The following is a 23,987-nucleotide window of genomic DNA, read 5'->3' as shown; positions in this document are numbered from 1 at the left end:
TATCAACGGGGCAGTCGGGGAAGCGTTCCACAGCTGACGCGCCGGCCGCAGCCGGGCGCCGACAGCCCTTCGACAAACGACGAAAACACGCTAAACCGGCCTTAAGAGACACAGGTTCTGGAGGTCCTCGTCATGGAGGAAAGCGCGCCGCTGCGCATCATGCTCGTCACCGATGCGTGGGAGCCGCAGGTCAATGGCGTGGTCCGCACGCTGTCACGCACCGTGGAAGAGTGCCGCGCCATGGGTCATGAGGTGGAGGTCATCCACCCCGGCCTCGGCTTCAAGACCTTCCCGCTGCCGACCTATCCCGAGATCAAGATGGCCGTCGGGGCCCGCAAGGACCTCGAAGCCCGGTTCAAGGCGTTCGAACCCGAAGCGATCCATATCGCGACCGAAGGTTCGCTGGGTCAGGCCGCGCGGGCGATCTGCCTGAAGTGGAAGCTGCCCTTCACGACCAGCTACCACACCAAGTTTCCTGAATATGTGAATGCGCGCTTCCCGTTCATTCCGCTGTCGGCGGGATACTGGTTCATGCGGCGCTTCCACAATTCGGGGAACCGCCTGATGGTGGCGACGCCCTCCATGCGCGACCTCCTGGCCGAGCGCGGCTTCAACAACATCACCCCCTGGGCGCGTGGCGTGGACACCGAGCTGTTCCACCCTGACAAGCGCCATATGGACGGCAAGAGCGTCTATGAAGGCCTCGAAGGCCCGATCTTCGTCTATATCGGACGCGTCGCCGTCGAAAAGAATATTGAATCCTTCCTCGATCTCGATCTGCCGGGCACCAAGGTCGTCGTTGGCCCCGGCCCGCAGCTGGAAGAGCTGAAGGAAAACTATCCCGAGGTCGTCTTCACCGGGAACAAGTCCGGCGACGAGCTGGCGCGCCATTTCGCGGACGCCGATGTCATGGTCTTCCCCAGCTTCACCGACACCTTCGGCCTCGTGATCCTGGAATCCATGGCTACGGGCACGCCGGTGGCCGCCTATGTGGCGAACGGCCCCAAGGACATCATCCCCGGTTCCAATGCGGGTTCGGTCAATGATGACCTGAAGACCGCCTGCCTTGAGGCGCTTGAAATGAAGCGCGAGGATTGCCGGGCGTATGCCGAGAAGTACTCCTGGCGCGCCTGCGCGGAGGAGTTCGTGCAGAACCTCAAGCCCCAGCCCCGCCCAGAGCGTCGCCGCTTCTGGCGCCGTTTGCGCCGGTTGGGCCGCGGCGGCTGATCCCGCCGACACACGCCGAAACAAAAAAGGCTGGAGCAATGCTCCAGCCTTTTTTGTTCGGGGTCAGGCCGAACAGCTCAGGCTGCTTCGCCCTTATCCTTTTTCTCGGACTCGCCTTCAGCCGCATCAAGCGCTTTCTGAGCGTCGATGTCCGCCTTGGTACGACGGGTGCGGGTGCGCTTCTTGGGCTTTTCCTCGCTGGAGGGCTGAGCACCGCCTTCATCAGAAGAGGACGAGGATTCAGCGCCTTCCGGATCAACAACCTGCAGCGGATCCTCGCTCGGCTGCTCATCGCGACGGCGACGGCCACGCTGGCGGCGCGCACGCGGCGCTTCGTCCGGCTGCTGAGCCGAGCCGCCATTGTCGCCAGAGCTCTCGGCGCCGTTCTCGGAGACATCATCGGCCCCGTCAGAATCGTCACCGGAAGTGTTCTGGTCGTCACGCTCATCACGCTTGGGCTGGTTGGCCTGCATGATGCGCAGATAGTGCTCGGCGTGCTGGTAATAGTTTTCAGCCATCACACGATCGCCTGCAGAGGAGGCGTCACGCGCGAGCTGCATGTACTTGTCATAGATATGAGAGGGCGCGCCCCGAACCTTAACGTCCGGCCCGTTGCTCTCATATGAGCGGTTGCTGGGCGATCCGGCCTTTCGGCCTCGTCCGCGTTGACGCTTCATGTTCAAGAACCTGGTCTCTTTTCGGCTTGTTGGTACCGTTTCAGCCGATACGATCCGCGAAATCCGCGTCTATCAGCGCGAGCGCAATCAGAAGGTTGCGGTCGAACTCGATAGCGTATGGGCCAATGGGTCAGCGGGGCGCCCGGTAATCGCGTCAGAACAGCCCCTGCTCCGACCTGCATCACCCGCTGGACTTGTCCGCACCCTAGACGCAGCTGGAGGCAGATTCCAACACTTTTCTGCACGCAAACGCGATCAGACTGAAAACCGCAGGCTCACAACCCGGTCATGACCGGCCAGATCCTTGATGATCCTGGCCTCTTTCGCGCCGGCCTGCTGCGCGGCTTCAACTGACACAGCCCCCTGATCATAGCCGATTTCGAGCAGGGCGAGCCCGCCCGGCGCCAGAAGACGCCCCGCTTCCGCAAAGAGGTGCGGGTAAGGCTCGAACCCGGTCTCTCCACCCTCAAGCGCCATGCGCGGTTCAAACACCCGCACTTCGGGCTCCAGCGTATCGATCACCGAAGCGGCGATATAGGGCGGATTGGAGACGACCAGATCAAACGGGCCCTCAAGCCCCTCCGCCCAGCTCTGATGATGAAAGCGCACACGATCAGACAGTCCCGTCAGCGCCGCATTCTCTCGCGCCACGCCCAAAGCCGCCTCGCTCAGATCGGTCGCAATTGCCGTCGCGTTCGGAAACTCACTCAGAAGCGCCAGGATGATCGCGCCCGAACCAGTCGCAATATCAAGAATGCGCAAAGGCGCGGATCGGTCCGGAAAGGCCTTCAGGGCCGCCTCGATGAGAGTTTCGGTATCCGCCCTCGGAGTCAGCACATCGCGCGTGACCTTGAGTTCCAGCGTCCAGAACGGCTGGGTTCCCAGGATATGTGACAGCGGCTCGCGCTGTTCACGGCGCGCGATGAAGCCGTCAAAACGCGCCTGCTCTTCGGGCGGCATGGGCGCGTTCATCTCGGTCAGCAGCCGCGCCGACGACAGATCGCTCGCCGCCAGCAACAGACGCCGTGCTTCATCCGGCCCGTCCTCCAGCCCGGCGGCGGACAGGCGTTCGGCGGCGGCGCGCAGATGGTCCGTACGACGCGTCAGGCTCAAGCCTCTTCCATCGCCGCCAGTTTGGCGGCCTGGTCTTCAGACAGAAGCGCGTCGATGACCTCGTCCAGCGCATCGCCGGACAGGATTTCATCGAGCTTGTAGAGAGTGAGGTTGATACGGTGATCGGAGACCCGGCCCTGCGGGAAGTTGTAGGTGCGAATGCGCTCTGACCGGTCGCCCGAGCCGACCTGGCCCTTGCGCTCGGCGGCGCGCGCCTCGTCCTTCTCCCGGCGTTCCTTTTCATAAAGGCGCGCCTTGAGGACCTGCATGGCGATGGCGCGGTTCTGGTGCTGGGACTTTTCCGAGCTGACCACGACAATGCCAGTGGGCAAGTGCGTCATCCGCACAGCAGATTCGGTCTTGTTCACGTGCTGACCGCCCGCGCCGGAGGCGCGCATGGTGTCGATGCGGATATCCTCGTCCTTGATGTCGATCTCGACATTCTCGGGCTCGGGCAGCACTGCCACGGTGGCGGCGGAGGTGTGAATACGGCCGCCGGATTCGGTCACCGGCACGCGCTGAACCCGGTGGACGCCGGATTCAAACTTCATCTTGCCGAACACGCCCTTGCCGTTGACCGAGGCGACAATCTCCTTGTAGCCGCCGACCTCGGCTTCAGACGCTTCGACAACGTCGACTTTCCAGCCGTTATTCGCGGCGTACCGCTCATACATGCGGAACAGATCGCCTGCGAACAGGGCGGCTTCGTCGCCCCCCGTACCAGCGCGGATCTCCAGCATGATGGAGGCGTCGTCATCGCGATCCTTGGGGATCAGCAACAGCTGCAGCTCTCGCTCCAGAACCGGCAGACGCTTTTTCAGATCCTGACGCTCTTCCTCGGCCAGCTCGACCATATCCCGGTCAGAGCCATCCTCGATGATGGCCTCGGCCTCTTCAAAGCTTTCGCGCGCCGTCTTCAGCTCGCGCGCCTTCTCGGCCACCGTCTTGAGCTCGGCGTGCTCCTTGGAGAGCTTAACAATCTCGTCGGGGTCCGCGGCTGCGCTCAAACGCGCCTCGACCTGATCGAACCGGTCAATGACCTGGTCCAGCTTTGCGTCCTGAATACTCATGGTCGATCAGTTACGCCCGAGCGCGCGTTTTGGAAAGAGGGAGAGGCTGCAGCGAGAGCGGGTTTCAGACCTGCCCCGCCTCCAGCGTGGCGATCATGCCGGGGTGTTCGAAGGCCTCGAACTTCTCCAGAAGCTCCTCGATGGTCTCGCCCCGCACCAGCATGGCGCGGTGCTTGTCCAGGAGGAAGCCTTCCTCGGTCATGTGGTCGATAAAGCCCAGCAGCTTGTCGTAATAGCCGTTCACATTCAGAACGCCGACCGGCTTCTTGTGACGACCGAGCTGTGACCAGGTCCAGACCTCGAACAGCTCTTCCATCGTGCCGATGCCGCCGGGCATGGCGATAAAAGCGTCAGAGGCTTCCGCCATCATCAGCTTGCGTTCGTGCATGGAGGTGACGATGTGCATGTCCTGCACACGCGGATGGGCGATTTCCTTCTGATGGAGAAAGTCCGGGATCACCCCGAAGACCTGCCCGCCCGCATCGATGCAGGCGTCCGCCACCAGACCCATAAGCCCCACCTGACCGCCGCCATACACCAGGCGGATATCGTTCTGGGCCAGTTTCGCGCCCACCGCTTTCGCGGCCAGGGCGTATTCAGCTGCGGCGCCCGGATTGGAGCCGCAATACACACAGATAGATTTTTTCATGAGCATCAATCTAGTGCGCCCGGCCCCGCTTCGATAGGGCCGTTTGCGCATAACGGGTCAGCTCTGCAGCGCCTTGCGCACATGATCTGACCAACCGACACTGATCGCTTCCCCGCTTTCGATGACCGGGCGCTTGATCAGGGTCGGATTCTCGATCAGCAGACCTGCCGGGTCTGCCTCAACCCGCGCACGCTGGGCCTCATCCAGACCGCGCCAGGTGGTGGAGCGCGTATTGATCAGCGCTTTTGCGCCCACGGCCTTCAGCCAGACCGGAACCCGGTCCGCCAGATCAGCCTCGGCGCGGATATCGATGAAGTCATGCGCGACGCCGTCCGCCTTGAGCGCCTTCACGGCTTTGTTACAGGTATCGCAGTTTTTTAGGCCGAAAACCCGGTTCATTCCCTACCCCTTGTATCGTATACGCCCTGTTCATCGCCGGGTCAGGCCTTTCAGGCAAGACAGGCCCTGCATCTCAAGACGCCGCGGGGGACAGTCATGCCGTCATCACTCAAACTCATCCTGAAGCTGATCCTGGGCCTCGCCCTGATCGTGGCTGCGTGGGTTTTCTTCAGCACCCAATGGGGCTGGAAGGCGTTGCCGGACACTGCCCCGCTGACCTTTGAAGCCTATGATGACCGGTTTGAGCAAGCTGGCGCAAAAGCCGCCGCCGAGCTGGAAGCCATGCGCGCTGAATTTGGCGTACCGGGCGTGACCGCAGCCGTCGCGATCGATGGCCAGCTGGTCTGGTCGGCAGGCGCCGGTTGGTCTGACCTTGCCACTGAAGCCCCTGCGACACCGGACACCCTCTTCCGCATCGGCTCCACCTCCAAAGCCATGACCGCGACTGTCATTGCCCGGCTGGTCGACCAGGGCGTGCTCGATCCCGACGGTACGGTTGGCGACTATTTCCCCGACGCCCCGAACGAAGACTGGCTGGAACTCGAACTGGACCAGCTCCTGTCCCATACGGCGGGCTTTCCCGGGTACGAAAACAATTCAGACTGGCCCGACGCCTATGAAACCCTACGCATGAAGCGCCAGTATGAGACGGTGGAAGAGAGCCTCGGCCTGGTGGATGGCTCGCGCCTGCTCTTTGAGCCCGGCGAGGACTTTTACTACAACTCGTTCGACGTGGTGGTGGCGTCCGTGCTGGCCGAGCGGGCCTCGGGTCTGGACTATGCCAGCCTGCTGGAGCGCGAGGTTCGCGCGCCGCTGAACCTGACCACGCCTGTCCGCGCCAATGCCGGGCCTGCGCCTGAGCATGTCGCCCAATTCTATCAGTCCCGCCAGAACGGACAGGTCCGCCCGCGTGGCGCCGTCAATGTCAGCCAGCGCTGGCCCAGCGGCGGGCTCTATGCGCGCTCGGTCGATCTGGTGCAGGTCGCCAGCGCCTGGCTGGATGACAACTACATCTCTGAAGCCACGCGTGAGCGGTTCTGGACGCCCATGCGCCTGAACTCCGGCGAAGTGAATGAGCAAGGCTATGCGCTGGGCTGGCGTGTGAACCCGGAAAGCACGACCCGATTTGGCGAGGATGCGCCCGTGCGCATCGTCCACCATGGCGGGGTCAGCCGCGGCGCGATGAGCTGGCTGATCCTGTATCCCGAGCTGGGCATGGCGGTCGCGGTGAATATCAACACCGAGACCCGCGAGTTTGGCGATTTCTCGAGCGTGGAGCCCGAAATCACCCGCCTGTTCGCCGAAGCGGCCGGCCGGACGCCCGAAAACGCCCGGCTGCCCGACTAGACCATCAGGGCGAGCAGATTGCGCACGGCCATCACGATCAGCACAATGCTGGACAGGCTGAAGAGCACGAAGCGCACCGGCACGAAGTTCACGGTCGCCTGGAAGATGCTGTGCGCCACGCGCAGGATCACATAGGCCCAGGCCAGTCCGATATTGAGCGGATCCGCAACGCCGACAAGATGGCTGTAGATCGCCAGCGCATAGAACACGACGGGCTGCTCGTGCAGATGGTTATAGTTGTCCGCGACCTGTCGCACCGAGCGCGGCAAGACATCAAGCTGGGACTTTTCCTTGAGTTCGGCGGGCTTCAGCCCGGCCTTCTGCATGGCCGGAATGCGTGTGGCGTACATCCACAGCCACATGATCAGCGTCCAGCACACCAGCATCAGCACGGGCGTCATGATGGTCACAAACATGGTCTTCTCCCCTGACAGGCCACTCTGACGGCGGCTCGGGGGCAAGCTAAGCGCATGCGGGTCAGGCTGGAAAGCGCAAACTGAGCGCTATTGCGCGGCGGCTTCGGACGCTTCGCGCTCGGCGCGCATCTTTGACGCCTTGTCTTCGACCGCTTCGACAATGCGCTCGATCATGGTCTCGTTGGAGACTTTCTCGTCCGCCTGTCCGGCGAAATAGAGCATGCCCGCCCCCTTGCCGCCGCCGGTAAAGCCGAGATCGGTATAGGCCGCCTCGCCCGGGCCGTTGACCACGCAGCCAATGATGGACAGCGAGATCGGTTCGGAAATGTGCTCGAGCCGCTGTTCCAGCGTCTCCACGGTCTTGATGACATCAAAGCCCTGACGCGCGCAGCTGGGACAGGCGATGATGTTCACGCCGCGGGTGCGCAAGCCCAGCGATTTGAGGATGTCATAGCCGACCTTGATCTCTTCCACCGGGTTGGCGGACAGGGAGACCCGTATGGTGTCACCGATCCCGGCCCATAACAGCGAGCCCATGCCGATCGAGCTTTTCACCCCGCCCGTACGCAGACCGCCCGCCTCGGTCACCCCGAGATGGAGCGGGGCGTCGGTGGCTTCGGCCAGCGCCTGATAGGCGGCGACCGTGAGGAAGACGTCCGACGCCTTTACCGAAATCTTGTATTCACGGAAATCGAGGTCTTCGAGGATGCGCGCGTGATTGAGCGCGCTTTCCACCATCGCCTCGGGGCAAGGCTCCCCATACTTCTCCAGAAGTTCACGCTCCAGCGACCCGGCATTGACCCCGATACGGATCGAGCAGCCATGATCACGAGCGGCGGAGACCACCTCTTTCACCCGGTCCATCGAGCCGATATTGCCCGGATTAATCCGCAAGCAGGCCGCGCCCGCTTCAGCCGCTTCAATGCCGCGCTTGTAGTGAAAATGGATGTCGGCGACGAGCGGAACCTTGGCGGCTTTCGCAATCGTCTTGAAAGCTGCGGTGGAGTCCGTGTCCGGGCAGGAGACGCGCACAATATCCGCACCCGCCTCTTCCAGCTGACGAATCTGGTTGATCGTCGCATTGGCGTCCGAGGTGGGCGTGTTGGTCATGGACTGCACCGAGATCGGCGCATCGCCGCCCACGGGAACATTGCCCACATGGATCTGACGGCTCTTGCGGCGGTCAATCATCCGCCAGGGCCGCACCTTGGTGTGGTCTTCAACCGCCATGTCGCCGCCTCGCTTGGGAGCAGGTTCCAGTCAGTAAGGGATATAAGCGTTTGAACGGGACCTAGCGAGCCCCGTTCCTGCCGACGCATCACTCAAGCGCAGTTTTAGCCCGCTTCAGCTTCACGCAGCGCGGTCAGCACGAACTCGGCGGCGGACACATTGTCGATCGCCTGACCCGGCTCGCCCAGCGGGCCCAGCGGGCGCCCAGCCGCGCGCACCAGAACGGCGCCCGCATCATTGGTGGAGATCGTCAGGCCCGGCTCGTCCGGCGCACGGTACAGCTCGCCCGGCTCCAGCTCACGCGCCGCCAGGATGCGACCCGAGGCGTCACGCACTTCGATATCCACGCGCCCGCCCGCTTCCAGAACCAGCGTATTGCCGGCATTGGCGTCCGGCAGGCCCGACCAGATGGCGGCGCGGCTCGGCGCAGACGAGGCTTCCAGTTCCACGAGCGGGGTCTCGGCGCGCATCAGCGCGTCCATGGGCGCAGCGGCGCCCGCAAAGGCTTCCGCGCGGGTGACGTAATTGCCGTACCAGCCAGCCGCCACCACAACACCGCCCAGAATAAGCACAGCGCCAACCAGGCCGCGCGGCAGCTTGATCTCACGACGTTCCTGCGGCGCGGTCGGTTCACCGCGGCCCGCATCACAATCCACTTCGGCCTTGAACTGACGCACGCAATCAGCAACGTCGAGCCCCAGGAAGGCGGCATAGGTGCGCAGATAACCGACGGCATACGCCTTGGACGGCAGACCGCGCGGATCCATCGCTTCGAGTGCGTCCAGATAATCGCGCTTGATGCGGGTTCGCGCCGAGGCGCTGTCCAGGGTCAGACCGGCATGGGTGCGGCTCAGTCGCAGGCGTTCGCCAAGGCTCACGCCTTCAAGCGCCGGGGCTGGCGCACTAAACACCGCGTCAACAGGCACATAGCCTGTCTCGTCAGACATCGGTTCGTAATCGCGCATCTTCGCGTTCGCCATTTTCTGCGTCACAACGGACGCTCCCCTCTAGTGTGGCGCCCCAGCCTCACTCAAGGTTATTCAACCAAATGCTTTAGTTTTTATCAACAACTTCTCGCGGCAAACCGATTTCTTTTCCAGCGCGGAGCATCCTGTCCCGTAAGGAAACGGGACCGATTTTCGCGCCTTGCTGAATTTCGGCTTCCAGCCAAGGCGTTAGAAGGCCGAGATCACAGCCCGCTAGCGCCTGTTTAACCGGGCCGATCGATCCTGCCGCCATTGAGAGGCTGCGATACCCCAGCGCCGCCAATACGCACGCCTCCAGCGGTCGTCCCGCCAGCTCGCCGCACACATTCACAGGCTTGCCAGAGCTGTCACACGCTTGCCGAACATCTTTAAGCAAGCGTAAGGCAGGTGCGCTGATCGGATCGTAACGATCTGAGACTCTGGGGTTCTGTCGATCCGCTGCGAAGAAATACTGCATCAGGTCATTGGCGCCGACCGAGACGAAATCGGCGAGCTCCAGACAGGCTTCCGGGGCAAAGGCAACCGCCGGGGTTTCCAGCATCAGGCCCACCCGCAATTCATCCGGCGCGTCATGGCCATGACGCCGCGCCAGATCCAGCTCCCGCTCGAGCACATCCCGCGCCGCGGCCAGCTCTTCCGCCACTGAGATCATCGGGAACAGGACATTGAGCGTTCGTCCGGCAGACGCGCGCACCAGTGCGCGCAGCTGATAGCGGGTCAGCGCCGGGCGATCGAGGCCCATGCGAAGCGCCCGCCAGCCCAGCGCCGGGTTGGGTTCGCGCATGGAGGGGATGAAAGGCGTCACCTTGTCCCCGCCCAGGTCGAGCGTACGGAACACCACCGGCTTGTCGCCTGCTGCCTCATACACAGCCTTGTACAGCTCGATCTGCGCGCTCAGGCGTGGCAGGGTGTCGGCGACCATGAACTGGAATTCGGTGCGGAACAGGCCCACGCCCGCCGCGCCTGTGTCTTCCAGCCGGTTCATCTCCACAAGAAGTCCGGCATTCATGCCCAGGGTCAGCGTCTGACCGTCCGCCGTTTTCGTCGGTGCGTCGCGCAGATGCGCGAAGGTGCGCTGGCGCTCCACAAGCGCCTCGATGCGCTCGTCATAGGCCGTGCGCACTTCCTCATTGGGACGCACATGCAAGAGACCGAATTCGCCATCCAGAATGACGCTGTCACCCTCTTCAACCCGGTCGAGCGCGCCATCAAGGCGGCCGACCATGGGGATGCCCAGGGCCTTCGCGACGATGGCGGCGTGGCCCGTGACCGAACCTTCCTCGACCGCGATGCCGGCGAGGCGCGTACGATCAAACTCAAGAAGCTCCGCCGGCCCCACCGAACGCGCCACGATGATGGCGTTCTCGGGCAGGCTGTCCTCTTCGGACTCCTCGGTGCGCGCCAGGTGACGCAGCAGGCGATTGGCCAGGTCTTCAAGGTCGTGCAGGCGCTCCTGGAAGTGCGCATCGCGCGCCTTCATCAGGCGTGCGCGATGTTCGTTCCGCACCCGCTCCACGGCGGCTTCCGCCGTCAGACCTGCGCGGATCGCCTCGCCCAGCTGGTTCAGCCAGCCGCGGTCATGGGCGAACATACGATAGGTTTCCAGCACTTCACGCGAAGGCGTGCCGATGGGCACGCGGCCGGAATCCAGAAGCTGGTCCACCGAGCGACGAAGACGCGTGATGGCCTCGTTCAGCCGCGCTTCCTCGGCGGCGGCGTCATCAGCCACCAGACGCGTTGAGAGCACATGCGGCTCGTGTTTCACCGCAACGCCGCGCACAACGCCCGCCGACAGGGCAAGGCCCTGAAAGCGTTCAGGTTTGGACAGGCGCACTTCAAGTTCGGCGAAGCCCTCCGCCTGCACCAGCTCGCCCGAGGTGACGATCTCGGCCAGCAGCATGGCGACGGTCTGAAGCGTCTCGATCTCTTCTTCTGTCGTGGGGCGCACCGCGCCGGTCTGGGCGGTCAGAACCCCGACCAGACGACCGCCCCGCAGGATCGGCACGCCGACAAAGCTCTTGAACGGTTCTTCGCCCGTTTCAGGCTTGTAGGAGAAGCTGGGGTGGGAGGGCGCATCCTCCACAGCGAACGGTCGCGCCCGACGCGCCACCTCGCCCACAAGGCCCTCGCCCGCATGCAGGCGCACCCGGTGCACCGCAGAAGCGTCAAGACCGTGAGTGGCGGACAGCTCCAGCGCGCCCGAGGGGCGCACCAGATAGATCGAGCACACATCCGCGCCGGTTTCTTCCGCGATGATATCCGTCAGCCGGTCGAGGCGCTTTTGCGCATCTTCCTGGGCCGCCATCAGGTCGCGGATACGGCTTAGCAGGCGGCGCGGGCCGCGCGCGGTGGACAGGCTTTTGGGCGTCATGGCGTTCTGTCAGGCATCCTGTCTGGGGCCGTCACAAACGGGGGCGCACCCGGTCGAGTCTGGCAGTAAGGCGATAGAGGCCTTGTTTAAGGGGGGTTCGTCAAGCCTTGGACGGCGCCGCACCCAACCTGTAGGCGGCGTGAAGCGCACGCACAGCGTGTTCAAGATGATCCGCATCCACCAGAGCCGAGATCTTGATCTCGCTAGTGGCGGTCATGCGCACGGCAATCTCCTCCCGCGCCAGAACCCCATACAGGGTGCGGGCTACATCGGCCCGGCCCCGCAGGCCGGTGCCCACGACCGACACCTTGGCGAGCCCGGTTTCAGAGCGCACCTCGAGCCCGTTCGGACGCGCCGCCGCCTCGGCTGCGGCCAATGCTCGCGGCAAGTCCCGCCCCGCCACCGAACACTCCACGACCGAGCCGCCCGAGCGGGCGCGCGCCTGCACGATCATGTCCACATCCACATCCGCCTCACCCAGCGCCGCGAACAGCAATTCAGCCGCCTGGGGCCCTTCCCCGCCATGAATGGACAGGCGCGCCTGATCGCGCACATAGGCGACGCCGGAGACGATGCGCTTTTCAGCGATCTCCGCTTCAGGCGTCACTTCGGTGCCAGCGCTTTGCCCCGCCGGAAGGAAGCTCGACTTCACACGCAGGGTGACGCCCTTGGCCTTGGCGTACTCGACCGAGCGGGTCTGAAGCACTTTCGCGCCCATGGCCGCCAGTTCCAGCATGGCGTCATGGCTGATGCGCTCAACCCTTACCGCTTCAGGCGCAATACGCGGATCGGTGGTGAAGACCCCGTCCACATCAGTGTAGATGTCGCATTCCGCCCCGACCGCCGCCGCCACAGCCGCTGCGCTGAGATCGGTGCCGCCACGGCCCAAAGTCGCGAGCCGTCCTTCGGCATTCAGGCCCTGATATCCCGCGACCACTGGGATCACTCCGGCGGTCATCAGCTCGTCCAGCAGCGCGCCATGAATATCGGTGATCTTGGCGCTGCCGGGCGGGCCCTCGACCAGAATGGGCAGGCTCCACCCCATCACGGATTCAGACTGGAAACCCTCACGCTTGAGCGCCAGCGCCATCAGGGCGGCGCTGGCCTGTTCGCCCGCCGCCAGAACCGTATCGGTCTCGATCTCGCCCAGACCGCCGCCCAGCGCTTCCGCCGCGCCCAGAAGCCGGTCCGTCTCGCCCGCCATCGCCGAAACGACCACGGCGACCTGCTTGCCTGCACGGGCCTCGGCCGCGACGATGGAGGCGGAATGGGCGATGCGTTCGGGATTGGCCATGGAGGTGCCGCCAAATTTCAGCACAAGGCGCGGAGCGGTCATGGGCGTCCTCCAGTCAGGGATCGATCAGAATTGAAGATGCGGCAAACGGCGCAACAGGGTCGATAAACGCGAGCGATGGGACCATATTGCGGCGCGATTGGTACAAAACCGGCGATATCAGCGCAAATGCGCATCACCGTTCATCCGCCGGGATGTGTAAGGAGCCCGTCATGGCCCAGGCCGAAGCCCCGACTGCCTTGTCCACGCCCTCGATCGATCCTGAAGAGGTCGAGAAATTCTCCCGCATGGCCGGGGAATGGTGGGACCCCACGTCGAAATTCGCGCCCTTGCACAAGTTCAACCCGGCGCGGCTGACCTATATCCGCGAGATTCTGAGCCGCCATTTCAAGACCGAGGGCGCTGAACCGCTCAAGGGCCTGAAAGTGCTCGATATCGGCTGCGGCGGCGGTCTGGTCTCCGAACCCATCGCCCGCCTCGGCGCCTCGGTTACGGGCGTTGACGCCGCCGAAGCGAACATCAAGACCGCGCTGGTGCATGCCGAGGAGAACGGCCTCTCCATCGACTATCGTCACGGCACCGCCGAGCAATTGCTGGAACAAGGCGGACCGGGGCAATTCGATGTGGTGCTCAATCTCGAAGTGGTCGAGCATGTGGCCAATCCCGACCAGTTCCTGCGCGATTGCGCCCGCATGGTGAAACCGGGCGGCATGATGATCGTGGGCTCGATCAACCGTACGCCCCGCGCCTTCGCCACGGCCATCTTTGGCGCCGAATACGTGCTGGGCTGGCTGCCGCGCGGCACCCACCGTTTCAACAAGCTCGTCAAACCGATGGAAGCGCGCGCCGCCCTGAAAGCCGAAGGGCTGGACGTGATGGAGCCAGTGGGCGTGAGCTATAACCCGCTCAAGGACCTGTTCTTCATCTCCGCAGATTCTGGCGTGAACTATCTGATGGGATCGGTGAAACCCGCCTGACACGAGCGCATTGATGTCTGAACCCTTGTCCCAGGCCGTCCTGTTCGCTTTGCTCGCCGGGTCCACGATCCCGCTCGGCGCGGCGCTGGCCTTGTGGGACAAGGTTCACCCCAACTGGATGTCTGGCGAGCTGCGTCACGGCGTAATCGCCTTTGGCGGCGGAGTGCTGATCGCGGCGGTGGCGCTGGTGCTGGTGCCCGAGGGCGTCGAGCTAATGCCGGGCTGGATGGCGCTCGCGGCCTTCATTGCGGGCGGGATCTGCTTCTTCTTCATCGACCGCACTCTGGGGCGCAGCGGCAAGTCCATGGGCCAGCTCATGGCCATGCTGGTGGATTATCTGCCTGAAGCCATTGCGCTCGGGGCCATGCTGGCGACCGGCGCCGAGGCGGGCCTTCTGCTGGCGCTTCTGATCGGCCTGCAGAACTTTCCCGAAGCCTTCAACGCTTTCCGCGAACGGGCCGCCAGCAGCGAGGAGAGCGCGATGAAGACCTACTTCCCCTTCCTGCTCATGCCGCTCCTGGGACCAATCGCTGCGGCCCTCGGGGTGATGATCTTCGCCCCCAATCAGATGGTTCTGGGGGCGCTGATGGTGTTCGCGGCAGGCGGCGTGCTGTTCCTGACCTTCCAGGACGTGGCTCCGGAAGTGAAACTTGAGAAGAGCTGGGCGCCGCCGCTGGGCGCCGTGCTGGGCTTCTCGCTGGGCCTTGCCGGCGACCTCTTCCTCTAGCGCCTAGTTCGCCTTCTTGGGCGGCGTCGGTGCGAAGGGTTCGGGCAGCGGCGCGCAGGGCACGCCCTCCTCGCTCAGCTGTTCACGTTCATCCGCGGTGGTTTCGCCATAGATCAGGCGCTCGGGCGCATCGCCCTTGTGAATGGCGCGGGCCTCACGAGCGAAATCCTCGCCCACATAGTCAAAATTGGAGCGGATATGGGCCTGCACCTGCCGCGCCAGCGTTTCGAAGTCGGGCGCGCTGTTGGCGGTGGCTTCCTTCTTGCGCGCGGTGCGCACCGAGGGCGCCATGAGCTGCTTTGAGACCTCAATGGAGCCGCAGCTGGGGCACTCCACCAGGCCGCGGTCTTTCTGGACGTCAAAATCGTCTGAATTGCGGAACCAGGCCTCGAACGCATGCCCGTCCGCGCAAGACAGCGCGTAGCGGATCATGGGCCCGTGAACTCCCGGTCATTGTTCAGGGACGGAATGCGCGAGCGGGCGGACTCCACCTCATCAAGGTCGATCTGGGCATGAAGCACGCCCGGCTCGTCATGATCAAAGGCGGCGACAATCTCGCCCCATGGCCCGATGACCATGGAATGGCCCCAGGTCTTGCGACCATCCTCATGCTTGCCGCCCTGGGCGGGAGCGAGGATGAAGCTGCCGGTCTCGATGGCGCGCGCCCTGAGCAGGGTTTCCCAATGGGCGCGGCCTGTCGGACGGGTAAAGGCGCTCGGCACCGAAATCATCTGGGCGCCCGCCTTGGCGAGTCGACGATAGAGCGCCGCAAAGCGCACATCATAGCAGATGGACAGTCCCAGCTTGCCGCCCGCCGCCTCGGTCAGGACAGCGCGATCGCCCGGCGCGTAATTGGTCGATTCTGAGTAGGTTTCGCCGCCACCCAGCGCCACATCGAACATGTGGATCTTGTCATAGGTCGCTTTCAGCGCCCCGTTCGGACCAAAGAGGTGGGAGCGATTGACCGCCCGTTCGCGGCCATCCGAAGACGCCCCGCCCTTGAGCGCCATCGAACCGATCAGAAGATCGATGCCGAGGGAATCCGCCAGATCGGCGAAACGCACGATGGCGGGCTCCACCTCGGAGGTGTGAATCTGCCCGAACAGCTGATCGGCGTCCTTCTGGACCAGTGTCGTGGTCTCAGGGGTCAGGACGAATTTTGCGCCAGCAGCCGCCGCTTCGCGGATCAGGGCTTCGGCGTCGTCCAGATTGCGTTCCGGGTCGACGCCGGAACGCATCTGGATCAGGGCGAGTTTAACGGCGCTCATAGCGCTCCTTCGGTTCGCAGCAGGTCATCAAGCTTGCCCGCATTTTCCATCGCCATCATGTCGTCGCAACCGCCCACATGGGTGTCGCCGATGAAAATCTGCGGGAAGGTGCGCGCGCCATTGGCGCGATCCACCATCTCCTTTTTCTTCTTCACATCGAAGCCCGCGTCAATCTCGTCAAAAGCGACGCCCTTCTTTTTCAGAAGCGAGACAGCGCGCACGCAGTACGGACACATGGGGCGAGTATAAATCGTGACGGCGGCCATAAGGCCCTCCTTGTCTGTTCATCCGGGGGGAGCGGATCATTCCGCATTCGCCCTTTATTTAAGCGGGTCGACAGGTTTCACAACGCGCGCCAGCGTGATCGCGGTCACATCTTCGGCGCCGGCGCGTTTCAAAACCCTTGCGCATGCCTGCAAGGTTGCGCCGGTCGTATGCACGTCGTCCACAAGGACAAAACGCCGCCCCCGGACAAAGGGTTTCATCGCCGCGCGCACCGAGAACGCGCCCGCCACATTCCGCTGGCGCGCCTTGGCGCTGAGCCCGCCCTGGCTGGGGGTGGAACGCGATCGCGCCAATAGATGCGGCTCGACCGGCAGACCGCAGTGTAGCGACAAGGCCCGCGCCAGCAGGAAAGACTGGTTGAAGCGCCGTTTGCGCAAGCGACTGGCGTGCAGCGGGATCGGGATGAGCGCGTCCGCGCCTTCAAGCGCATCACCGCCTGCCCGCATCATCCAGCGCCCGAATACATCCAGTCCATCCGTACGGCCTGCATGCTTGAGCATCAGCACCAGGCGGCGGCTTTTTTCGTCATAGACAAAGGCGGCGCGACTGATCCGGCAGGGCGGGGTGTCTTGCGCAGCGCAAGCGCCACACACCGCGCCCTTGCCGATGGGATAGTCGAACGGCATCCCGCAACTGGCGCACCAGGGGGCGTCGAGAAAACGCACATCCGACCAGGCGCCGGGAGAGAGCTCGCCGGGCGCGGAAACAGGCGCGCCTGTCACCGGGCAGAGCGGCGGCCAGACGATGTCCGCACAGACCCGCCACAGCGCCAGGGCTTTGCCTCGTAGCGTATTGGGTCCATATCTCGACCATGAGCCCGGTGACGCTGATTTCATCCAAACCCGCCCCTCAACCCGAAGGCGGCCCGCCCGCCCTGTTTGACCGGCGGCTGCTGGCCCGTCGTCGGAACCGCGCCGCGCGCGAGTTTCAAGCCTACGACTTTTTACACGCTCGCGCTGCAGATGATCTTCTGGATCGCGTAGAAAGCGTAACGCGCGACTTCGACACCTGTCTGGTGCTGGGCGGCGGCGGCGCGATCGGACGCGCCCTGAAAGACCGTCCCGGTGCACAAGCCAAGATCAAGCACCTGATAGAAACCGATCTTTCACCCGACATGGCGCGCCTGAGCGATGTGACCGCCGCCTGTCTGGATGAAGAGCGCCTGCCCATTGCACCGCAGAGTGTGGATATGGTGATCTCTTGTCTCAACCTTCACTGGACCAATGACATTGTCGGCGCGCTGATCCAGATCAATCACGCGCTCAAGCCTGACGGCTTCTTTGCCGGCGCGCTGCTGGGCGGGGCCACGCTGACCGAATTGCGCCAGAGCTTTCAGAAGGTCACAGACGAAGACCCCGCGCCCCGTCGCGTATCGCCTTTTGCGGACACGGTGGACATGGCGGGATTGCTCAGCCGGTCCGGCTTCACGCTTCCCGTGTCAGATGTGGACCGGGTGAAGGCGCGCTATGGCAATGCCTTCGTCCTGATGCGCGATCTTCGAGCTATGGGCGAAACCAATGCGCTTTATGACCGCCCCCGAACGCCGGGCACCAAGAGCCTGTTTGTGAAAACCGCCGAGGCCTATGCCGAGGCCTTCGCGGAAGCGGACGGGAAAATCCCGGCGACGTTCGAGATCATTCATTTCGCCGGATGGGCGCCGCATCCCGATCAGCCCAAACCCAAACGTCCCGGCTCGGCGCAAGTCAGTCTGGCGGAGGCTCTGGGCGTTACCGAGCACAAGAGCGGCGACACGGCGGGTTAGCCGCCCGAGGCAGTGCTGATAGTGGTGCTGACAGTCTGAAGCAGCGCCCAGAGCTGATTGCCCAGAAGCGACACGGCGGTGATCACCACAACGCCCAGCAAACCGACCAGCAAACCGTACTCGATGGCGGTCGCCCCGCTCTCGTCCTCGATCAACCGACGCGTGAGCCGACCAGCCTGTCGCGCAATTCCGCCGCCAGCGGCTTGTCGGCCGGAGGCATGGCGTAGTCGCGGAACTGGTCGGGTTTCGCCCAAGCGATGGCCTGGCCCTCGGTTGGATTGATGAACCCGTCCCAGCGCCGGCATACATAGAGCGGCATTAGCAGATGCCCGCCCGTCTCGAGCTTTTCGGATGCGAAGGCGAAGGGCTGCAGGCATTGCTCGCATGGCTCTATCCCCAACTCCTCACGCAGCTCCCGCGTCAGGGCCTGCTCAGGGCTCTCGCCCGGTTCCACCTTGCCGCCCGGGAACTCCCAGAGCCCTGCATGCTGTTTGCCTTCAGGACGCCGGGCCAGCAGCACACGACCATCCGGATCGACAAGCGCGCACGCCACCACAAGCAACAGACTAGAACTCATAACACTGGGCCATTCTGGTTAAAGCGGTCTTTGAGGACAGGGTATATGGGCCATTAAGGCCTAGGGCGCATCCTGCCCGGGCGCCTCTTCCGGCGTATCAAGGTCTTCAGGCGGGATTGCACTCGGCTCGGTCGTGCGCAGGGCGCTCGGGGCCCGACCGGCGACACGCGTCACCGGATAGCGTTCGCGCAGCACCTCCAGAAGGTCATCAATGCCCTGCAAGGTCAGGAACCGCACGATATTGGGCCGCACTTCCTCAAGGCTTTCACGCGGCTGCAAGCGCCGGTCCATGACCTGCAGCACGTGCCAGCCATACTCGGTCTCGAACGGCGCGCTCACCGCACCCTCGTCTGTGGCGAACGCCACTTGCGCAAAACCCGGCAGGATGCCCGTGCGGGTGAAATAACCCAGATCCCCGCCGCTGAACCGGGTCGCCAGATCGCGGCTGACTTGAGCGGCCAGCTGACCGAAATCACTGCCCTCGGCCAGAAGGCGGGCGACCTCGACCGCTTCCTCGCGCGTCTCCACAAGGATGTGCCGCGCCCGGATTTCCTCCGTGCGGGGAGCGAGCCGGCTCTGCTCCTCATAAACCTGCTCGATCGCATCGTCGGTGACGGCGGACGCAATGGCGTTCTCGACCAGGATATTGCCCAGAATGCGTTCCTCGGCGGCGGCCAGCCGCAAGCGGGCCTCCTCCTCATCCTGAACGTTGCGCGCCACGGCCTCCAGAGCCAGAAGGCGCTGGTCGATCAGGTCTGACACAATGTCCCGAAACACCTGATCGGTCGGCATCAGCGCCTGCGGCGTATCCGTCAGTCCCAGCGTCACCGCCTCACGGCGCACATCCTCGACCGTGATCACGGTTTCACCGACGCGAGCGGCAATCTCGGACGGGGCAACGTCACGCTCAGCGATGAAGCGCAGTCCCGCCTGTGACGCACTTGCCCCACGAGGTTGTGATTCTTCAGTATCTTGGGGGCTACAGCCCCCTGCGAACGCAGTCGTGATCAACGCAGCTGCTACAAGCAGACGGCGGGCTTGATTGACAGTCAATCAGGGCCTCCTTAAGTCACCAGTGACCTTCTACGACGTCAGAGATGCGACCAGGCTCCGCCTGTCGTCCTCACGCCGTCCTTAATTCATTGTTCGCCCGTCAAGGCAGATACGTCATGCTCAACATCGCCCGCAAGCTTTTCGGCTCCTCCAACGACCGCGAGGTCAAGCGCATGCGTCCCATCGTGGACAAGATCAATGCGCTGGAGCCTGACTTTGTCGAGCTTGATGATACAGCGCTGGCGAACAAAACGGTTGAATTCCGCGAGCGCCATGAAAACGGCGAGAGCCTCGACAGCCTGCTGCCCGAGGCCTTCGCCGCCGTGCGTGAAGCCGCCAAGCGGGCGCTGGGCCAACGCCATTACGACGTCCAGCTGATGGGCGGCATCGTGCTGCACCGGGGCAATATCGCGGAGATGCGCACGGGTGAAGGCAAGACGCTGGTCTCCACACTCGCCGCCTATCTGAACGCACTTCCGGGCAAGGGCGTGCATGTGGTGACGGTGAACGATTATCTGGCGCAACGCGACTCTGAATGGATGGGTCGGGTGTTCGCCAAGCTGGGCATGACCACGGGCGTCATAATCCATGGCATGAGCGACCCCGAGCGTCGCACCGCCTATGGCTGCGACATCACCTACGGCACCAATAACGAGCTGGGCTTTGACTATCTGCGCGACAACATGAAGTACGCGCTCAACGACATGGTCCAGTTCGGCGGCCGCCCGCTTGAAAAGGCCGAGCACCATTTCGCCATCGTCGACGAGGTGGACTCCATCCTGATCGACGAAGCGCGGACCCCGCTGATCATCTCAGGCCAGACCGAAGACCGCACCGATTTCTACAAGACCATCGACGCGATCATCCCGCTGCTGGACGAAGAAGACTACACCATCGACGAGAAGGCCCGCTCCTGCACCTTCACCGAGGAAGGCAACGAGCATATCGAGCAGCTCCTGAAAGAGCGCGAGCTGCTGGATGCCGACGCCGATCTGTATGACATCGAGAACATCTCTGTCGTCCACCACGTCAATCAGGGCCTGAAAGCGCACAAGCTGTTCGTGCGTGACAAGGACTACATTGTTCGTGAAGGCAAGGTGGTGCTGATCGACGAATTCACCGGCCGCATGATGCCCGGTCGTCGCCTGTCGGACGGTCTGCACCAGGCCATCGAGGCGAAGGAAACCGTCGACATCCAGCCTGAAAACCAGACGCTGGCCTCGATCACCTTCCAGAACTATTTCCGCCTCTACAAGAAGCTGGGCGGCATGACCGGCACCGCGGCCACCGAGGCCGACGAATTCCACGACATCTACTCGCTGGGCGTGGTGGAAATGCCCACCAACCGTCCGGTGCAGCGGATCGACGAGGAAGACGAGCTCTATCGCACCGAGGCCGAGAAATTCAACGCCATCCTTGAGGCGATCGTGGACGCCCACGCCAAGAACCAGCCGGTTCTGGTCGGCACGGTATCCATCGAGAAGTCCGAGCGGCTCTCGGACTTCCTGAAGAAGAAAAAGATCCCGCACCAGGTGCTGAACGCCCGTTATCACGAGCAGGAAGCCGGCATCATCGCACAGGCCGGCGCGCCGGGCGCTGTGACCATCGCCACCAACATGGCCGGCCGCGGCACCGACATCCAGCTCGGCGGCAGTGTCGATTACAATCTGCAGGAATGGGTCGAGGCGGAGAAAGCCGCAGGCCGCGATCCCGATGACGCCGCGCTGAAAGCCAAACGCGAGCAATTTGAAGCCGAAGTCGCCGACAAGAAGAAGCAGGCGCTGGAAGCCGGCGGCCTCTTCGTGATCGGCACCGAGCGCCATGAAAGCCGCCGCATCGATAACCAGCTGCGCGGCCGGTCCGGCCGTCAGGGCGACCCAGGCCGCTCCGCCTTCTTCCTGTCTGTGGAAGACGATCTGCTGCGCATTTTCGCGCCGGAACGCCTGGATGGCATCATGCGCACGCTGGGCCTGAAAGAAGGCGAAGCCATCCAGCACCCCTGGATGACGAAAGCGGTCGAGACCAGCCAGAAGAAGGTCGAGCAGCGCAACTACGATATCCGCAAGAACATCCTCAAATACGATGATGTGATGAACGATCAGCGCAAGGCGATCTTCGAGCAGCGCATCGAATTCATGACCTCCAAGGATGTCTCTGACGTCATCACGGACATGCGCGAGACCACGGTCGAGGACCTTGTCACCCAGCACATCCCGGCGCGCGCTTATGCCGACCAGTGGAATATCGAGGGTCTGAACGAGGACGTGCTGAAATATTTCAGCCTCGAGCTTCCGATCAAGGACTGGGCGGCCGAGGAAGGCATCGCCGACGAGGAAATGCGCGAGCGCCTGATGAAAGTGGTCGACGAGACCTATGCCGAAAAGGCCGCCAATATCGGCCCGGACCTGATGCGCCGCATCGAGAAGCAGATCCTCTTGCAGACCATCGACCAGAACTGGCGCGATCACCTGCAAAATCTCGACGCCCTGCGCTCGGCTGTGGGCCTGCGCGGCTACGCCCAGCGCGACCCGCTCAACGAGTTCAAGACCGAGGCCTTCGCCCTGTTCGAGCACCTGCTCGACCAGCTGCGCTATGAGACCACGCGCGTCCTGTTCGCCCTGCGCATGTCCCAGAGCGCCCCGGCGCCGGAAGCGCCTCAGGCGCCGCGAAACATGCAGGCCCAGCACATCGACCCGCAGACCGGCCGCAACGAGATGGCGGATGGTGACTCCCAGCCGCCGCAAACCACGCCGTCGCCGTCAGCCACGCGTATCGCGGCTCAGGATGTGGATCCCAACGACCCCGACACCTGGGGCCGCGTGCCGCGCAATGCGGCCTGCCCGTGCGGGTCTGGCAAGAAGTTCAAGCATTGCCACGGGGCGATCGGCCAGGCCTGATCCTGACGCCAAAGTGAGGCTTCATGCCCGATACTAGCCTGACGCGCCTGGAGCCGGATCAGTTTGACGCTGTCAATGCGATGATCCTGCGCTCCAAGGCGTTCTGGGGCTATGATGCGGACATGATGGCGAAGATGGAGACGGTGCTCCGTCTTGATCCGGACGCCGCCAGCGAAGGCCGCGCCATTGCAGCCTGGCAAACCGGCCTGCCTATGGGGCTGGCGCAAATCAGCACCCCCTATGAGGCCGAAGGTGGTCTCGCGGTGATGCTGGACCTTCTTTTCATCGCCCCCGAAGCCATTGGCTCAGGCCTGGGCAAGACGCTCTATGACTGGGCGCTGGATCAGGCGCGCATGGCGGACGCCGCTGTCCTGCACATCCTGTCCGATCCCAATGCGCGCGGCTTCTACACGGCGATGGGCGCGAGTTTCATAGAGGATCGCCCTTCCAGGCTGACGCCGGGCCGGATGCTGCCCTGGCTCGAACACCGGCTCGCCTGAGGCGATAAATCATCGATTGCGCAAAATTCCCTTCGGAGTCATGGTTCCTGACCAGTTTTCGGAGGTAATGATGAAACGGCTGATCGTGTGTTGCGACGGCACCTGGCAAACCATCAGCCAGAAAGTGCCCACCAATGTGGCCAAGCTGGCCTTCTCGCTGGACGGCTGCGACACCTCCAATCCGGACAGGCCCGTCGAGCAGATCGTCTATTACGACTCCGGTGTCGGCACGCCCTTCACCCAGAGCAATTCGGGCTGGTTCAGCCGCATGCTGTCCTCCTTGCGCAAGAAGCGGCAGGGCGCGTTTGGCGGCGGACTGGAAGAAAAGATCTATGACGCCTACCGCTTCCTGTCTCTGAACTATCGCGAGGGCGACGAGATCTGGTTGTTCGGCTTTTCCCGCGGCGCCTACACCGTGCGTTCCCTCGCCGGGCTGATCTACAATTCAGGGCTCCTGCACCGGCGCAATCTGGGCAAGCTGCCGGACGCCTACGCGCTTTATCGCTCCAAGGAGCTCAAACCCACGTCCTGGATGTGCCGGGAGTTTCGGGAGCGCAACGGGTTTGAGCCCGACATCCATTTCCTGGGCTGCTGGGATACCGTCGGGGCTCTGGGCATCCCGGACCTCTCGGACGATCACGACATCAATGAGCGACTGAATGCAGAGTATCGCTTCCACGACGACCAGCTGAACCGCAAGGTGCTGAACGCCCGTCATGCCTGTGCGCTGGATGAAACCCGCAAGGCGTTTCCGCTGACCCCGATGGAGGCCTCCAGGGAGGCGCTCAACAAAACCGATCCGCTCAAGCAGATCTGGTTCATTGGCCCCCATGGCGGCGTAGGGGGCGGGGAAAGCGCCAATACCCCGCTGTCTGACATCGCCCTCAAATGGATGGCCGACGAAGCGCGCAGCAAGGGTCTCGCGATTGATTACGCGGTTCTGGATTCCCGGCTCGAACCCGATCCTCTGGCAGACTTCAAGATCCCCGGCGGCCTGCTGGCGGCTCTGGGGGATCGCGTGCGAGAAGCCCCGGCGCCAGCCGCCGAAGCGCTGGCGCTGTTTCACCCCAGCGTCTGGGTGCGCTTTGATCATGAAGACGCGAACTACCGGCCCCAGTCCATGCGCGACTGGGCCGATATTGATCGGGACGCGTGGCTTTGA

The 23,987-nt window shown here is 63.5% G+C and carries 25 protein-coding genes; 8 read left to right on the top strand and 17 right to left on the bottom strand.

Annotated elements, in window-relative coordinates; translation table 11 throughout:
- Positions 1 to 150: 150 nt before the first annotated feature.
- The gene (locus tag ACFELO_RS02580) at positions 151 to 1,227 is read left to right on the top strand and encodes a glycosyltransferase family 4 protein (RefSeq protein WP_440959884.1); all 1,077 of its coding nucleotides are present in this window, start codon (positions 151 to 153) and stop codon (positions 1,225 to 1,227) included.
- Positions 1,228 to 1,304: 77 nt separating this feature from the next.
- On the opposite strand, the gene ACFELO_RS02575 is transcribed toward ACFELO_RS02580, so the two are convergent.
- The 5 genes from ACFELO_RS02575 to ACFELO_RS02555 form a co-directional block, all read right to left on the bottom strand.
- Positions 1,305 to 1,904, bottom strand: a complete 600-nt coding sequence (locus ACFELO_RS02575; protein ID WP_440959011.1) for a DUF4167 domain-containing protein — start codon at positions 1,902 to 1,904, stop codon at positions 1,305 to 1,307.
- 255 nt (positions 1,905 to 2,159) lie between these two features.
- The gene (gene prmC, locus ACFELO_RS02570) at positions 2,160 to 3,017 is read right to left on the bottom strand and encodes a peptide chain release factor N(5)-glutamine methyltransferase (RefSeq protein ID WP_440959010.1); all 858 of its coding nucleotides are present in this window, start codon (positions 3,015 to 3,017) and stop codon (positions 2,160 to 2,162) included.
- On the bottom strand, positions 3,014 to 4,087 hold the full coding sequence (prfA, locus tag ACFELO_RS02565) for a peptide chain release factor 1 (RefSeq protein WP_440959009.1): 1,074 nt from the start codon (positions 4,085 to 4,087) through the stop codon (positions 3,014 to 3,016). The genes prmC and prfA overlap by 4 nt, the downstream gene beginning before the upstream one ends.
- A 64-nt stretch (positions 4,088 to 4,151) precedes the next feature.
- Complete coding sequence (locus ACFELO_RS02560; protein ID WP_440959008.1) at positions 4,152 to 4,736, bottom strand: TIGR00730 family Rossman fold protein; 585 nt, start codon at positions 4,734 to 4,736, stop codon at positions 4,152 to 4,154.
- A 57-nt stretch (positions 4,737 to 4,793) separates the two neighbouring features.
- Positions 4,794 to 5,135: an ArsC/Spx/MgsR family protein gene (locus tag ACFELO_RS02555; RefSeq protein WP_440959007.1), complete on the bottom strand. Its 342-nt coding sequence runs from the start codon at positions 5,133 to 5,135 to the stop codon at positions 4,794 to 4,796.
- 96 nt (positions 5,136 to 5,231) lie between these two features.
- Between ACFELO_RS02555 and ACFELO_RS02550 the strand changes: the two genes are divergently transcribed.
- On the top strand, positions 5,232 to 6,482 hold the full coding sequence (locus ACFELO_RS02550; RefSeq protein WP_440959006.1) for a serine hydrolase domain-containing protein: 1,251 nt from the start codon (positions 5,232 to 5,234) through the stop codon (positions 6,480 to 6,482).
- Here ACFELO_RS02550 and ACFELO_RS02545 read toward each other — a convergent pair.
- From ACFELO_RS02545 to ACFELO_RS02525, 5 genes are all read right to left on the bottom strand, one after another.
- A complete protein-coding gene (locus tag ACFELO_RS02545) occupies positions 6,479 to 6,898 on the bottom strand; it encodes an MAPEG family protein (RefSeq protein WP_440959005.1) in 420 nt (139 codons plus the stop codon). The genes ACFELO_RS02550 and ACFELO_RS02545 overlap by 4 nt on opposite strands.
- Before the next feature lie 87 nt (positions 6,899 to 6,985).
- Positions 6,986 to 8,128: a flavodoxin-dependent (E)-4-hydroxy-3-methylbut-2-enyl-diphosphate synthase gene (gene ispG, locus ACFELO_RS02540; RefSeq protein WP_440959004.1), complete on the bottom strand. Its 1,143-nt coding sequence runs from the start codon at positions 8,126 to 8,128 to the stop codon at positions 6,986 to 6,988.
- Between the two features lie 104 nt (positions 8,129 to 8,232).
- The gene (locus ACFELO_RS02535) at positions 8,233 to 9,108 is read right to left on the bottom strand and encodes a helix-turn-helix domain-containing protein (RefSeq protein WP_440959003.1); all 876 of its coding nucleotides are present in this window, start codon (positions 9,106 to 9,108) and stop codon (positions 8,233 to 8,235) included.
- Positions 9,109 to 9,181: 73 nt separating this feature from the next.
- Positions 9,182 to 11,485, bottom strand: a complete 2,304-nt coding sequence (ptsP, locus tag ACFELO_RS02530; RefSeq protein WP_440959002.1) for a phosphoenolpyruvate--protein phosphotransferase — start codon at positions 11,483 to 11,485, stop codon at positions 9,182 to 9,184.
- 100 nt (positions 11,486 to 11,585) lie between these two features.
- Positions 11,586 to 12,821 carry an aspartate kinase gene (locus tag ACFELO_RS02525; protein ID WP_440959001.1) on the bottom strand — a complete coding sequence of 412 codons (1,236 nt, stop codon included), beginning with the start codon at positions 12,819 to 12,821 and terminating at the stop codon, positions 11,586 to 11,588.
- A 170-nt stretch (positions 12,822 to 12,991) separates the two neighbouring features.
- On the opposite strand from ACFELO_RS02525, the gene ubiG reads away from it, so the two are divergent.
- Both ubiG and ACFELO_RS02515 read left to right on the top strand, forming a co-directional pair.
- On the top strand, positions 12,992 to 13,756 hold the full coding sequence (gene ubiG / locus ACFELO_RS02520) for a bifunctional 2-polyprenyl-6-hydroxyphenol methylase/3-demethylubiquinol 3-O-methyltransferase UbiG (RefSeq protein WP_440959000.1): 765 nt from the start codon (positions 12,992 to 12,994) through the stop codon (positions 13,754 to 13,756).
- A gap of 13 nt (positions 13,757 to 13,769) precedes the next feature.
- Positions 13,770 to 14,483 carry a ZIP family metal transporter gene (locus ACFELO_RS02515; protein ID WP_440958999.1) on the top strand — a complete coding sequence of 238 codons (714 nt, stop codon included), beginning with the start codon at positions 13,770 to 13,772 and terminating at the stop codon, positions 14,481 to 14,483.
- 3 nt (positions 14,484 to 14,486) lie between these two features.
- Here ACFELO_RS02515 and ACFELO_RS02510 read toward each other — a convergent pair whose 3' ends face one another.
- The 4 genes from ACFELO_RS02510 to ACFELO_RS02495 are packed head-to-tail and all read right to left on the bottom strand — an operon-like array spanning position 14,487 to position 16,872.
- A complete protein-coding gene (locus ACFELO_RS02510) occupies positions 14,487 to 14,915 on the bottom strand; it encodes a DUF1178 family protein (RefSeq protein WP_440958998.1) in 429 nt (142 codons plus the stop codon).
- Positions 14,912 to 15,751 (bottom strand): carbon-nitrogen hydrolase family protein, encoded by an 840-nt coding sequence (locus ACFELO_RS02505; RefSeq protein WP_440958997.1) that lies wholly within the window; start codon positions 15,749 to 15,751, stop codon positions 14,912 to 14,914. The genes ACFELO_RS02510 and ACFELO_RS02505 overlap by 4 nt, the downstream gene beginning before the upstream one ends.
- Positions 15,748 to 16,017 (bottom strand): glutaredoxin 3, encoded by a 270-nt coding sequence (grxC, locus tag ACFELO_RS02500; protein ID WP_440958996.1) that lies wholly within the window; start codon positions 16,015 to 16,017, stop codon positions 15,748 to 15,750. Before grxC ends, ACFELO_RS02505 begins: the two co-directional genes overlap by 4 nt.
- Positions 16,018 to 16,071: 54 nt before the next feature.
- The gene (locus tag ACFELO_RS02495; RefSeq protein WP_440958995.1) at positions 16,072 to 16,872 is read right to left on the bottom strand and encodes a ComF family protein; all 801 of its coding nucleotides are present in this window, start codon (positions 16,870 to 16,872) and stop codon (positions 16,072 to 16,074) included.
- On the opposite strand from ACFELO_RS02495, the gene ACFELO_RS02490 reads away from it, so the two are divergent.
- Positions 16,848 to 17,798: a methyltransferase domain-containing protein gene (locus ACFELO_RS02490; RefSeq protein WP_440958994.1), complete on the top strand. Its 951-nt coding sequence runs from the start codon at positions 16,848 to 16,850 to the stop codon at positions 17,796 to 17,798. The genes ACFELO_RS02495 and ACFELO_RS02490 overlap by 25 nt on opposite strands.
- On the opposite strand, the gene ACFELO_RS02485 is transcribed toward ACFELO_RS02490, so the two are convergent.
- From ACFELO_RS02485 to ACFELO_RS02475, 3 genes are read right to left on the bottom strand one after another with little or no spacing between them, the layout of a single operon-like run.
- Positions 17,795 to 17,953: a Flp family type IVb pilin gene (locus ACFELO_RS02485; protein WP_440958993.1), complete on the bottom strand. Its 159-nt coding sequence runs from the start codon at positions 17,951 to 17,953 to the stop codon at positions 17,795 to 17,797. The genes ACFELO_RS02490 and ACFELO_RS02485 overlap by 4 nt on opposite strands.
- Complete coding sequence (locus ACFELO_RS02480) at positions 17,950 to 18,375, bottom strand: (deoxy)nucleoside triphosphate pyrophosphohydrolase (protein WP_440958992.1); 426 nt, start codon at positions 18,373 to 18,375, stop codon at positions 17,950 to 17,952. Before ACFELO_RS02480 ends, ACFELO_RS02485 begins: the two co-directional genes overlap by 4 nt.
- Before the next feature lie 60 nt (positions 18,376 to 18,435).
- Positions 18,436 to 19,236, bottom strand: a complete 801-nt coding sequence (locus ACFELO_RS02475) for a peptidylprolyl isomerase (protein WP_440958991.1) — start codon at positions 19,234 to 19,236, stop codon at positions 18,436 to 18,438.
- A 308-nt stretch (positions 19,237 to 19,544) separates the two neighbouring features.
- Between ACFELO_RS02475 and secA the strand changes: the two genes are divergently transcribed.
- The 3 genes from secA (at position 19,545) to ACFELO_RS02460 (ending at position 23,987) form a co-directional block, all read left to right on the top strand.
- A complete protein-coding gene (gene secA / locus ACFELO_RS02470; protein ID WP_440958990.1) occupies positions 19,545 to 22,325 on the top strand; it encodes a preprotein translocase subunit SecA in 2,781 nt (926 codons plus the stop codon).
- A gap of 23 nt (positions 22,326 to 22,348) precedes the next feature.
- Positions 22,349 to 22,825: a GNAT family N-acetyltransferase gene (locus ACFELO_RS02465; RefSeq protein WP_440958989.1), complete on the top strand. Its 477-nt coding sequence runs from the start codon at positions 22,349 to 22,351 to the stop codon at positions 22,823 to 22,825.
- 70 nt (positions 22,826 to 22,895) lie between these two features.
- A complete protein-coding gene (locus tag ACFELO_RS02460) occupies positions 22,896 to 23,987 on the top strand; it encodes a DUF2235 domain-containing protein (RefSeq protein ID WP_440958988.1) in 1,092 nt (363 codons plus the stop codon).

Origin of the sequence: Oceanicaulis sp. LC35, from assembly GCF_052055585.1 — a bacterium.
In the GTDB taxonomy this organism is placed as follows: domain Bacteria; phylum Pseudomonadota; class Alphaproteobacteria; order Caulobacterales; family Maricaulaceae; genus Oceanicaulis.
The sequence above is the reverse complement of the archived record's forward strand: the minus strand, read 5'-3'. Positions and strand labels throughout refer to the sequence as shown.